Below are 11,542 nucleotides of genomic sequence, written 5' to 3' on the forward strand. Positions count from 1 at the left end.
ATGAGGTGAAGGCGACATCAAAGCAAGATCAACTTTATTCAAGTTTGTACCTCTAGTGGCGAGTTGTCCACTTGGCGACCAACCCCGTACCGCCGGTTTCGGCTCACTGGCCGGCCCCAGGTAGGCATGGCGACTGCGGTGCCGATCGCACCGCAGTCCCGGAACACCTTGCACCTGCGGAGACCCTCCATGTCCCGATTCACCCGCCGCCAGGCCCTCAGCGCCGTCGGCGCCGCCGCCGGCCTCGCGGTCATCAGCGCCGCGCCCGCCGTCGGCAGCGCACGTGACCGAGCACCGAAGACACCGGCCACGCCGCACGCCCACGACGCATCCGGCGCCTTCGACGAGGTCTACCTGGGCCGGCGCATCCAGGGCGCACCCAGCCACGGCGGCGGCCACCACGACCACCATGGCGGCGGCTGGACCGTGCGTATCGACGGTGAGGAACTGCACCTCATGCGCAACGCCGACGGCACATGGATCAGCGTCATCACCCACTACGAGCCGCTCTCCACCCCGCGCGCCGCAGCCCGCGCCGCTGTCCGGGAGCTTCAGGGCGCAGCCCTCGTCCCCCTCGACCTCTCCTGAACCCGGAGCACCAGCCACCATGACCGTACGCAAGAACCAGGCAGACCTGACCGGCACCGAGAAGCGCGCCTTCGTCGACGCACTCCTCGAACTCAAGCGCAGTGGCCGCTACGACTCGTTCGTCACCACCCACAACGCATTCATCATGGGCGACACCGACAGCGGCGACCGGGTCGGCCACCGATCCCCGTCCTTCCTGCCCTGGCACCGGCGTTTCCTCATCGAATTCGAGCAGGCTCTCCAGTCCGTCGACCCGTCCGTCGCCCTCCCGTACTGGGACTGGACCGCCGATCGCACGCCCGCCGCCTCGCTCTGGGCGGCGGACTTCCTCGGCGGCAGCGGTCGCAGCAGGGACGGACAGGTGATTGACGGGCCGTTCGCCGCCGCCACGGGCGGCTGGGGAATCTCCATACGGGTCGACGGACGCGGCTACCTGCGCCGGGCGCTCGGCGCAGGCGGCCGTCAACTCCCCACCCGCGCCGAGGTCGACACCGTCCTCGCGATGAGCACCTATGACATGCCGCCCTGGAACAGCGCGTCCGACGGCTTCCGTAACCACCTCGAGGGCTGGCGTGGAGTGAACCTCCACAACCGCGTGCACGTCTGGGTCGGCGGCCAGATGGCCACCGGAGTCTCACCGAACGACCCGGTGTTCTGGCTGCACCACGCCTTCATCGACAAGCTCTGGACCGAATGGCAGGCCCTGCACCCCGACTCCCCGTACCTCCCCGGGGCAGGCACCGCGAATGTCGTCGACCTCCACGACACCATGCGACCCTGGAACGATGTCACCCCGGCCGACATGCTCGACCACACCCCGCACTACACCTACGACCGAGCCGCGTAACTCGGCCCAAGGACCGGGCCGGATACGGCGCGGTCCGGCTGCGCATCGCCCAGTCACCTCCCAGGGCGGTCCGCGGCGCTGACCGGCGACAGCAGAACAGCGCCCGCGGCAGGGCGGCCGGGACGCTCGGTCAGGGTGACGTCAAGGGCTGACCAATCTCGAGCATCCAAGTGCCCGGGCGCAGCAGGGTGTCGGCCCACCGGTTCGTGGCAGCGTGGCGGCGGATTCGGCTGCGGGAGCGGCTCCTCCTGCGGGGGCGGCGGAGGCGACTGACATCATCACGCACACCGCCTACCGTCGCCCGCTGTCGAACGGCAGGCGGTGGTTGTGGCGGGGTGCGAGTCCCGCGCCTCGCAGAAGCTGCTGCTGCCCCGGCCGGTCGGTTCCGATTGGTCCGTTCGTACCTGCCGGGGTGCGCATGCCGCGGTGGGCGGTGACGGTGGTGCGAGCGCCGGTCGTCCACCGGCGCTCGGTGATGTGCGAGGGAGTTACATGATGTCGCAACGCAATACCGTCGTCCGCAGTCTGCACGACCTGGGGCTGGCTGCATGGTTCGGCGGCTCGCTGATGGGCGCGGTCGGGTTGAACGGGGCAGCCTCAGCGGAAGGCGACCAGTGGCGGGAGGCCGCGCGGTTCGCCAGTACGGGCTGGGCGAAGTGGGTGCCGGTCAACGCCCTGGCGATCGGTGCCCATCTGGTCGGCGGCAGCGGATTGCTGGCCGCGAACGCTCCCCGGGTGGCCGGTCAGCAGGGGGTGGCAGTCTCCACGCTGGCCAAGACGGTGCTGACCGGTGCGGCGCTGGCCGCCACCGCCTACAGCCGTGGCCTGGGCAAGAAGATCGAACTGGCCGCGTCCGACGACCCCAAAGACATCGAGAAGGCGTCCCGCCACCCCATCGACACCGACAAGGCCCAGCGGCAGCTGGAGCGGATGCAGTGGGCGGTGCCGGCTCTGACCGGCGGCCTGGTGATCCTCAACGCCCTCCACGGCGAACAGCAGCGTGCCGATCAGCAGGCATACGGAATGTGGCAGCGGGCCCGGTCCATGGCCCCGACCATGATGCACTCCGGCTTCCACGGGCTCGGCCACCACGGGAAAGGGTGCTGACGAAGCCACCCGTCGCACATCGGCGGCGGTGATGTACCTGAGTGAGCGACGGTGCCGGGAGCGAGCGCTCGGGCGGAGGCCGTCACACTCCCCGTCCGAGCACCACTTCCACGCTACAACCCGTCTTGCCCGTATTGCAGCCCTGCCCTCCGGGTGGCCGAAGCGGCCGCGTGGTTCGGCATTCGAGGAGGTGCCCGGCTCGGCAGGCGCGCCTGCCGAGCCGGGCCATCCGCGCCTGAGGGGTGTGGGTCAGCTGCCGGCTGCGGTGACGCCGAACATGAGGGTTCTACGCCCGATGTCGTAGTGAACGGTTTCGGTGTTCACCAGCAGGTCCTGCAGGACGTCGGCATCGTCGGCGCCGACAGTCAGTACCTCTTCCCAGGCACCCTCGTCGAGTACGAGTTGCAGGGTGAAGGTGCCCGGCGCTCCGGGTTCACCCGCCACCCAGCTGAACTGGTAGTGGCTGAGCTGGCGGACCTTGATGCTGTCGTCGGTGACGGGCTGTTCGACCTGGGGCATGTGTCTCTCCTTGTGAAACGGGGGTGCCTGGGGTCACCGGTTCATCCGGATCACCGAGGAGCCCGGTGGTCGAGGACGGTCGGTATCTGCTCGGGTGATCATGCGAAACCTTCTCGGCTTGCTCCGGGCGAAAATCTCTCCCTTCGCGGGTATACCGTCCGAAGGGGATAAAACATCTCAAAGCACGCAAATATGCGACTCCCGCATGGCGCCGCAACCGACATGGCTGCTTTGCCAGTTGGCATCCCCCCGCCTCTCCCCTGCGGGGTCGACCTTCGTGCTCGGCGCCTGGACAAGGTTCCACCGGGCTCGGGCGCGCAGCATCGGCAGCCGACGACGTACGGGGTGCACACAATCGGGCTGCTTCCGACAGAAGCACACCAGCGAGGGCGGTGCCGACGACCGCGGCCGCCAGGCCTTGGCGGCCGCCGGCGGCCAGGTCCCTCCGGTCCGGTCCCGGCCCCGTCGCTCGGGCGCGGTCGTTCCGGTCCGCTCCCCCGGGCGGGTCGGCCGGGCGCTCGGCGGGTCAGCGCCGGCGGGAGCCCGCCCGGGCGCGCAGGACGTCGACGAGACGGCGGACGACAGCCGCCGTCGAGACGCCGTGCGGTCCCCTCCCGATCCGGGACGGCGGGTCGGGGCGACGGCGCGGCACGATCCCGCGCCGCCGCAGCCGACGGACGATCGTGGTCGGTCCGGAAGACATGGCGGGGCCCCGTCGGCTCCGGTGTGCCTGGGCCGGTTCACCTGGCACACGGTTGCGCTTTCGAGCGGTCGGCATGCCTGCCGGACCCTCCCACGGCTGTCGCCGGACGTCGCCGCAGCTGCCCGCCGAAGTTCCGGGCAGGATGAACGTCGGGCTATGAAAAGGTGAGGGTCGGGTAGAAGAAGCGGATGGCTGATCTTTCACAGTTGCTCCAGCAGGGCATGCGCCGCCGTCATCTGAACGCGCAGGCGCTCGCCGAGCGGACCGGTATCCGCACCCCCCGCATCCGCGTCTTCGCCGAGGACGGCGCCCGTGGCCCCGTCCATCCCACGCAAGCAGAGCTGGTCGAACTCGCCACCGCCCTGGCTCTGCCCCTGTCTGAGGTCCTTGATGCCGCCCGCACCCCAAAGGCGGCACCGTCGGCCTGACCCTGTCGCGGCGCGCAGGGCGCGTCAGGCGACGGCAGGTGGCTCTCAGCACCGGCAGCAGCAAGGTGATACGGCCCGGGCCGGGAAGCCGCTGCTCAAGTTGGTGACCGATCACCGGGCTGACCGGCGGCCCGACCGTCGGCGTGGGCTGATTCGCCCCGCGCAGCGGGCCGGTCAGCCACCCGACACCGCCCGCAGCGCCCCCGGCCGAAGCCCCGTCAGCGCGTCCAGCGCCGCCGCGGACGCCGCGTCCGCGGGCACATGGACCAGCAGACGCTGGTCGTCGTCCGCAGGCAGTTCCAGCGTCTCGTACGCGAGCCGCAGCTCCCCCGCCTCCGGGTGCACCACACGCGTGACGCCGCTCGCCCGCGGCAGCCCCGGCAGTCGTTCCACCCGGTCGGTGAAGACCGAGCCGACCGTCACGGTCAGCTCGTCCGCCAGCGCCGCGATGTACGGGTCCGCGCGGAACGGCCCTTGTTTCAGCGACGCGACGTGTTCGTCGGCGACGCTTTCCCAGTCGGGGTAGGCGGCGCGGGCCCGGTCGTCGGTGAGGACGAAGCGGGCCGCGTTGGGCGGGGTGCCGTCGAGCATGCCGAGCGGGCCGACCAGCCGCTCGTAGCCCTCGGTCCAGGCCAGCAGCTCGCTCAGCCGGTTGACGAGCACCGCGGGCGCGGGCTCGAGCCGTTCGAGCAGGGCCCGCACGGTGGGGCGGACGTCACGGGCGGGCACCGCGCCGCCCATGCAGTTGAAGCCGGCGTCGGCGGACTTGGTGAGCCGGTGGAGATGGACGCGTTCACCGGCAGAGAGCCGCAGCGCGTCGGCGAGCGCTGAGAGCACGGGCGGGGAGGGCCGCCGGTCCCGGCCCTGTTCGAGGCGGGTCACGTATTCGACGCTCACACCGGCGAGCGTCGCCAGTTCCGATCGGCGCAGGCCGGGTGTACGGCGGCGGGGGCCTGCCGGCAGCCCCACGTCGGCGGGGGTGACCGCCTCGCGGCGCGTGCGCAGGAACAGGCCCAACTCGTTGTCGCTCACTGTTCGAACGTAACAGCCCGGCGAGTCGGGACGGTGGCCCTGTCACTACCAGTCTCGGCCCGGCCTTCCTCGGTGCCGTCCCGGACGGCAGGTTGGGACGCGTCGGCCCCGAGGGGAGCCGGCCCTGTCACCTGAGGAGTGGACCCATGTCCGAGAAGAACCCTGAGAAGAACTCCGAGAAGAATCTAGAACTGGTGGTGATCATCGGCAGCGTCCGCCAGGGCCGCTTCGGTCCCGTGGTCGCCGAATGGTTCGCGGAACAGGCCCGGCAGCACGGCCGGTTCGATGTCGAGGTGGTGGATCTGGCGGACACACCGCTGCCGTTGGACCTCCCGCCCCTGCCGCCGGCGCTGCAGCCCGACATGGAGCGGCCCGCGGACATGGTCCCGCTGACGCGGCGGCTCGCGGCGGCCGACGCGATCGTGGTGGTGACGCCGGACTACAACCGCAGTTTCCCGGCGTCCCTGAAGGCCGCGATCGACTGGCACTACACCGAGTGGCAGGCGAAGCCGATCGGTTTCGTCGGCTACAGCGGGGGCAGCGGCGGTCTGTTGGCGATCGAGCAGCTGCGCCAGGTGTTCGGTGAACTGCATGCGCACACGGTCCGCGACATGGTCTCGTTCCCCCGCTACTACGAGCTGTTCGCTCCTGACGGCACGCTCATCGACCCCGACGGCCCCACCGGCGCGGCGAAGACGATGCTCGACCAGCTCGACTGGTGGGGTTCCGTGCTCCACGACGCGCGCCGTGACCGTCCGTTCGGAACCGCCTGACGGCGGCCGTGCCGCGCAGCCGCCGCAGGAGTTCCACGGCCGCGGTGGCGAGGGCCACCGCGGCGAGGGACAGCAGCCAGTTGCGCGGATAGTCCAGGGGAAGGACCGAGGGGTTGTGCGGCGTGCCCGGGGCGAAGAGGACCGGCAGGGCGATCAGTGTCAGGCAGCCCGCGGTGACGAGCGCCCCGCGCAGCGGCCCCCGGCCGGGGAGCCGTGCGAGCAGCAGCCCGGCGGCGATCACCAGCGGGGCGAGCAGGAGATCGTGGAGGACGACCGCTCCCGCCAGCCAGAGGACCACGTCCGTGGCCTGCCCCCCGCTGAGGAGGAGGAAGACGCCGACGCCCATCAGGGCGACGCCGGCCGCCCCTGTCGCGATACGCATCACAGCACCTCGATCCTGCCGACCCACTTGGTCTGCCATACGCCGGGACGGTTGGGGGCGATGATCCGGGCGGGGAAGCCGTGGTCGAGGGAGAGGACCTCGCCGCCCAGGCGCAGTGCGAGGAGGCTGAGCGGGTCGTCGGTGTATCCGCCGCCCATCTCCATCACCCGGTAGGCGCCGCGCCGCTCCAGCGAGACGACCCTCAGCGCCGTGCCAGGTGGTGCGCCGGCCCGCTCGACCAGGTCCTGGACGCGTACGCCGGTCCAGCGCGCGGACTTGCTCCAGCCTTCGACGCAGGCGATGGGCAGGGTCACGGTGTGCTGGGGCAGTGCGGCCAGCTCGTCGAGTGTGAGCGCGTACGGGCGGGGGCCGGTGACGGTGAGCCGCCAGCCGGCGAGGGCCGGGACGCTGACCCCGGCCGCGACGGCGGTGCGGTTGACGGGCAGGTGCTGCGGTCCGTGGTCGGGGTGGCGGGGTGCGAGCAGGTCCAGGCGCCCCAGTGGTGTGAGGGACTGGCCGACGGTGGTGAGGGTGACCGCCCCCACGGCCGCGGCGACGCCGGTGAGGAGGGAACGCCGGTCCGGTCCGTCCGCGACGGGCAGTTCGAGCGTCCCGGGCGAGCGCCGGCTCCAGTGGGCCCTGATCTGCGGGTACTTGACGGCGATGTGCAGGACCAAGGCGCCTGTCAGCAGCCAGGCCACCGCGAAGTGGACGGGCACGAAGGAGAACGGCCACGGGTACCACTGGGCGGTGTTCAGCAGTCCCGTGGCGAGCTGGAAGAGGGCCGCGGCGACCAGCACACCCACCGACAGCCGTTCGAGGGCGTGCCGCAGGGACCGCAGCGCGGGCCGTACGAACAGCCTCGGGTAGACCGTCCACAACTTGGCGAGCAGCAGCGGGACCGCCGCGATGCCGCTCGCGACGTGGATGCCCTGGGTGAGGCGGTAGCCCCAGTACGGCCGGCTGGGCAGCGAGCCGGCGAGCCAGTCCGGCGGCCGTTGCAGGTAGTGGCTGATCACCCCGGTCACGAAGCACACGGCGATCGCGGCGCCGAGCAGGCGGCCGACGGCGGTCGCCGTGCGGGCGTCGTGCAGCCTGCCGGTGAACCTCGGCGGTCGGAGGGTGATCGGGCGTCGGATCCTCATGTCTTCCATGAGACCTCCGCCCAGGGCCGGTGCGAGGGCTCCGACACCTTACGGAACGCGGACGTCATGAGGCGTGTCCCCCGTTCGGGCCGCTGCGGCTGGAAGGCTGGTGTCCGTGATCGACACGCGTACGCTCACCGCTTGTGTCCTCGTCGCCGGCCTGACGGCCGTGCTGGCGGCGACGGTCCTCAAGGACGGCTACGTCACCGATCCCGGCGGCCTCGCGTGGTGGTACGCCGCCTGCTGGCTGCTGTTCGCGGCGGCCGTCGTCGCCGTGCGCAGGATGCCCGTGCGGCACGCGGTGGCGCTGGTCCTCGCGGGTGGTGTCGCGGTCGCAGCGACGGGCCTGCTCGCCCCGCCGCGTACGAGCACCGACTCGTACCGCTACGCCTGGGACGGCAGGGTGCAGGCGGCCGGGATCTCGCCGTACGACCATCCGCCCGCCGATCCGGCGCTCGCCGGCCTGCGCGACGACTGGCTGTTCCCGAGCGGTGCGGACTGCGCGGTGCCGGAGCGGTCACGCATCGCCGGGCCGGCGGGCGAGCGGCACTGCACGCGGATCAACAGACCGCATCAGCACACGATCTATCCGCCGGTGGCGCAGGGCTACTTCCTGGTCGTGCACGCGCTGTCGCCCGAGGACGCCCGGCACAAGCCTCTGCAGACGGGCGGCGCCCTCCTCGCGGTCGGCACGACCGTCGTGCTCGTGCTGGTGCTGCGCCGTCGCGGTGATCCGCGGCAGGCCGCGCTCTGGGCGTGGTGTCCGGCGGTGCCGGTGGAGGCGGTGAACAACGCGCACGCCGACGTACTGGGGGTACTGCTCGCGGTACTGGGCCTGTGGGTGGTGGTCCGGGGGCGCTTCGAGGGCGGTGTGCTGCTCGGCGCGGCGGTGGCGACGAAGCTGCTGCCCGCGGTGGTGCTGCCGGGTGCCCTGTCGGGCGTCCGGCGGTGGCGGGACGCGGCGGCCGTGCTGCTGCCGGCCTCGGCCGTGGTGGCGGTGACGTACCTGCCGCACGTGCTGCTGTCGGAGAGCTCCGTGCTCGGCTATCTGGGCGGCTACACCGAGGAGGAGGGCTACGACGACCCGTCGGCCCGCAACCGCTACGCGCTGCTGCGGCTGGTGCTGCCGGACGCCTGGGCGCTGCCCGCGGCGCTGATGGTGACGGCGGTGGTCGTCGTGCACGTCCTGCGACGTGGCGATGCCGAACGGCCCTGGAGCGGCGCTCTGGCGGTGACGGGCACCGTGTTCCTGCTGATGACGCCGGGATACTCCTGGTACGCGCTGCTGCTGGTGGCGCTGGTCGCACTCGACGGCCGGTGGGAGTGGCTGGGCGTCGCGGCGGCGGGCGCGGCCAAGTACGTGGCGGTGCACCTCGACGGGGACAGCTCGGTGGTGGGCACGACGGCGTACGCCCTGGCGGCCGCCGCGGTGGCGGCCGGGGTGCTGATCCGGCGGCACCGGGCCGTTCCTGCGGATGCCGGCGGTGTACCGGGGGCCGCGCGACGGGAGTCCGGGCGTGTCGCGGTGGGCAATAAGGAGGAATGACCACCTCCGCCGAACGGTCCGAAGCCTCGCCCGTCCGCTCCCGCCGTGCGCTGCTGGCCGGTTCGGTCGGCAATTTCGTCGAGTGGTACGAATTCGGTGTCTACGGCTACTTCGCCACGATCATCGCCGCGAACTTCTTCACGCCCGAGGGCGGCAGCGACGTCGAGGCGCTGGTGAAGACCTACGCGTCGTTCGCGCTCGCGTTCTTCTTCCGGCCGGTCGGGGCCGCGCTGTTCGGCCGGATCGGTGACCGGATCGGGCGCCGCCCGACGCTGATCCTGGTCATCGGCCTGATGACGCTCGCCACCACCCTGATCGGTCTGCTGCCGACGTACGCCACCGTGGGCGCCCTGGCACCGTGGCTGCTCACGCTGCTGCGCATCCTCCAGGGACTATCGGCGGGCGGCGAGTTCGGCGGGGCCGTGTCGTTGATGACCGAGTTCGCGCAGCCCGGCAGGCGCGGCCTGTACGGGTCGTGGCAGTCGTTCACGGTCGCGCTCGGGCTGCTCGGCGGCGCGGGGGCGGCGGCGCTGCTGGCGACCGTGCTGTCGGAGGCGGCGCTGAACGACTGGGGCTGGCGGCTGCCGTTCCTGCTGACGCTCCCCCTCGGCGCGGTCGCCCTATGGCTGCGGCTGCGTCTCGAGGAGACGCCTCGCTTCCGGGAGGCGGAGGCCGCGCCGGTCGCGCCACCGCCGACCCGGGAGGTCGTGAGGGCGATCGTGCTCGGCGCGGGCCGGATCATGGGCTGGGCGGCGGCCGGTTACACGTTCCTGGTGGTGCTGCCCTCGTATCTGCAGTCCAGTCTGAACGCGTCGTTCCGGGAGGCGCTGATCGCCACGGTCCTGGCGAACCTGGGCTTCGCGGCGTCGATCATCCCTGCGGGGCTGGTCAGCGACCGCGTCGGCCGGCGGCCGGTGATGCTGACGGGTGCGGTCCTGGTGGTGCTGCTGGCCCTGCCGCTGATGAACCTCCTTCAGGACGAGGGGGCTTCGGCGGCCGCCAAGGGCGCCGCGGTCTTCGCCGCGGGCGCCGTGGTGGGCCTGCTCGCGGGACCCGGACCGGCGATGCTGGCCGAGATGTTCCCGACGTCGGTGCGCTGTACGGGACTGGGCCTCGCGTACGCGCTGTCCAACGCGGTCTTCTCGGGATGCGCGGGCCTCGTCATCACCGAACTGATCAAGCGCACCGGCAGTGTCGACATCCCCGCCTACTACGCGGCCGCGACCTGCGCGGTCAGCGTGTTCGCGCTGCTCACGTTGCGTGGCGACGACCATCGCAGGGCGCTGCGGTGAGGGTCGTCGGGCTGATGTCGGGGACGTCGTACGACGCGATCGACGCGGCGGCCGCCGACATCGTCCTGAAGGACGGCACTCTTGCCGTCACTCCGCTCGGCATGATCGGCGAGAGGTACGACGAGGCGTTGCGGGCAGCCCTGGCCGGGGCGCTGCCGCCCGCAGCGACGACACTGGCGCAGGTGTGCCGCCTCGACACCGGCATCGGACAGGCCTTCGCGGCGGCCGCCGTCCGCGCCGACCGTCAACTGTGCGGCGGAAAGGCACAGTTGATCGCGTCGCACGGGCAGACCGTGTACCACTGGGCGGAGGACGGGCGCGTGCACGGCACGCTGCAGCTGGGGCAGCCGGCGTGGATCGCGGAGGCGACGGGCTGCCCGGTCGTCTCCGACTTCCGTCCGCGTGACGTCGCGGCGGGCGGGCAGGGCGCCCCTCTGGTGAGTCTGGTGGACGTGCTGTGGCTGCGTGGCCGGCCCGGGGTGCCGGTGGCGCTCAACCTCGGCGGGATCGCCAACGTCACGGTGGCGGGCGCATCGGGCGACCCTGTCGCGTTCGACACGGGACCCGCGAACGCGCTGATCGACGCGGCAGTCGTGGAGGTGACCCGGGGCCGGGCGGCGTACGACGAGGACGGAGCGCTGGCCGCGGCCGGCCGGGTGCACGCGCCGCTCCTCGAGCGGCTGCTCTCCGAGCCCTACTACCGGCTGCCCCCGCCGAAGACCACCGGAAAGGAGCTGTTCCACGCGGGGCGTCTGCGTGCCGCGCTGTCCGGCTTCGAGGCTCTCGCGCCCGAGGACGTCGTCGCCACACTGACCCGGCTCACCGCGCGCACCGTGGCGGACGCCGTGAGGCCGCTGGGCGCGACCGAGGTCGTCGCCTCCGGCGGCGGGACACGCAACCCCGCCCTGATGGCCGCGCTCCGCGCGGAGTTGGCCGGTACACCGCTGCGCACCTCGGACGAGCTGGGTGTGCCGGCGGCGGCCAAGGAGGCGTACGCGTTCGCGGTGCTGGGCTTTCTGACCGTGCACGGCCTGGTCGGCACCGTGCCCGCGTGCACCGGAGCGCGTGGGGCGCGCGTGCTCGGTTCCCTCACCCCCGGCAACCGTCCGCTGCGTCTCCCTCCTCCCTCGGACCACTTGGTCAACTCCCTCATCTTTACTCACCGTTGATGACGGTCGTA

The 11,542-nt window shown here is 72.0% G+C and carries 13 protein-coding genes; 8 read left to right on the forward strand and 5 right to left on the reverse strand.

From position 1 onward, the window contains the following. The first annotated feature begins 189 nt into the window (after window positions 1-189). The 3 genes from ACIPJI_RS21425 to ACIPJI_RS21435 all read left to right on the forward strand — a co-directional run bounded on the left by ACIPJI_RS21425 (window position 190) and on the right by ACIPJI_RS21435 (window position 2,542). Window positions 190-588, forward strand: coding sequence for a tyrosinase family oxidase copper chaperone (locus tag ACIPJI_RS21425; protein WP_307709508.1), 399 nt, complete (start codon window positions 190-192; stop codon window positions 586-588). Between the two features lie 19 nt (window positions 589-607). Then, a complete protein-coding gene (locus tag ACIPJI_RS21430) occupies window positions 608-1,435 on the forward strand; it encodes a tyrosinase family protein (RefSeq protein ID WP_402248033.1) in 828 nt (275 codons plus the stop codon). A gap of 495 nt (window positions 1,436-1,930) precedes the next feature. Beyond that, window positions 1,931-2,542: a hypothetical protein gene (locus ACIPJI_RS21435; RefSeq protein WP_356619672.1), complete on the forward strand. Its 612-nt coding sequence runs from the start codon at window positions 1,931-1,933 to the stop codon at window positions 2,540-2,542. A 249-nt stretch (window positions 2,543-2,791) separates the two neighbouring features. On the opposite strand, the gene ACIPJI_RS21440 is transcribed toward ACIPJI_RS21435, so the two are convergent. Next, the gene (locus ACIPJI_RS21440) at window positions 2,792-3,061 is read right to left on the reverse strand and encodes a hypothetical protein (RefSeq protein WP_356619674.1); all 270 of its coding nucleotides are present in this window, start codon (window positions 3,059-3,061) and stop codon (window positions 2,792-2,794) included. Window positions 3,062-3,587: 526 nt separating this feature from the next. Next, window positions 3,588-3,764 carry a hypothetical protein gene (locus ACIPJI_RS21445; RefSeq protein WP_402248034.1) on the reverse strand — a complete coding sequence of 59 codons (177 nt, stop codon included), beginning with the start codon at window positions 3,762-3,764 and terminating at the stop codon, window positions 3,588-3,590. A 188-nt stretch (window positions 3,765-3,952) separates the two neighbouring features. Between ACIPJI_RS21445 and ACIPJI_RS21450 the strand changes: the two genes are divergently transcribed. Beyond that, a complete protein-coding gene (locus tag ACIPJI_RS21450; RefSeq protein ID WP_307709504.1) occupies window positions 3,953-4,192 on the forward strand; it encodes an XRE family transcriptional regulator in 240 nt (79 codons plus the stop codon). 174 nt (window positions 4,193-4,366) lie between these two features. Here the strand turns inward: ACIPJI_RS21450 and ACIPJI_RS21455 are convergent, their stop codons facing one another. Further along, on the reverse strand, window positions 4,367-5,224 hold the full coding sequence (locus ACIPJI_RS21455; protein WP_402248036.1) for a helix-turn-helix domain-containing protein: 858 nt from the start codon (window positions 5,222-5,224) through the stop codon (window positions 4,367-4,369). 146 nt (window positions 5,225-5,370) lie between these two features. Between ACIPJI_RS21455 and ACIPJI_RS21460 the strand changes: the two genes are divergently transcribed. Next, window positions 5,371-5,997 carry an NAD(P)H-dependent oxidoreductase gene (locus ACIPJI_RS21460; protein WP_356619678.1) on the forward strand — a complete coding sequence of 209 codons (627 nt, stop codon included), beginning with the start codon at window positions 5,371-5,373 and terminating at the stop codon, window positions 5,995-5,997. Here ACIPJI_RS21460 and ACIPJI_RS21465 read toward each other — a convergent pair. Continuing rightward, window positions 5,885-6,379: a hypothetical protein gene (locus ACIPJI_RS21465; protein ID WP_402248039.1), complete on the reverse strand. Its 495-nt coding sequence runs from the start codon at window positions 6,377-6,379 to the stop codon at window positions 5,885-5,887. The two genes, ACIPJI_RS21460 and ACIPJI_RS21465, sit on opposite strands and share 113 nt — an antisense overlap. After that, window positions 6,379-7,533 (reverse strand): molybdopterin-dependent oxidoreductase, encoded by a 1,155-nt coding sequence (locus ACIPJI_RS21470; protein ID WP_402248040.1) that lies wholly within the window; start codon window positions 7,531-7,533, stop codon window positions 6,379-6,381. Before ACIPJI_RS21470 ends, ACIPJI_RS21465 begins: the two co-directional genes overlap by 1 nt. Before the next feature lie 97 nt (window positions 7,534-7,630). Between ACIPJI_RS21470 and ACIPJI_RS21475 the strand changes: the two genes are divergently transcribed. From ACIPJI_RS21475 to ACIPJI_RS21485, 3 genes are read left to right on the forward strand one after another with little or no spacing between them, the layout of a single operon-like run. Next, the gene (locus ACIPJI_RS21475) at window positions 7,631-9,070 is read left to right on the forward strand and encodes a glycosyltransferase 87 family protein (RefSeq protein WP_402248246.1); all 1,440 of its coding nucleotides are present in this window, start codon (window positions 7,631-7,633) and stop codon (window positions 9,068-9,070) included. Next, window positions 9,067-10,362, forward strand: coding sequence for an MFS transporter (locus tag ACIPJI_RS21480; RefSeq protein ID WP_402248042.1), 1,296 nt, complete (start codon window positions 9,067-9,069; stop codon window positions 10,360-10,362). The genes ACIPJI_RS21475 and ACIPJI_RS21480 overlap by 4 nt, the downstream gene beginning before the upstream one ends. Continuing rightward, a complete protein-coding gene (locus ACIPJI_RS21485; protein ID WP_402248044.1) occupies window positions 10,359-11,531 on the forward strand; it encodes an anhydro-N-acetylmuramic acid kinase in 1,173 nt (390 codons plus the stop codon). Before ACIPJI_RS21480 ends, ACIPJI_RS21485 begins: the two co-directional genes overlap by 4 nt. Window positions 11,532-11,542 lie beyond the last annotated feature (11 nt).

The organism is Streptomyces sp. NPDC086835, assembly GCF_044745705.1.
Classification (GTDB): Bacteria; Actinomycetota; Actinomycetes; order Streptomycetales; family Streptomycetaceae; genus Streptomyces.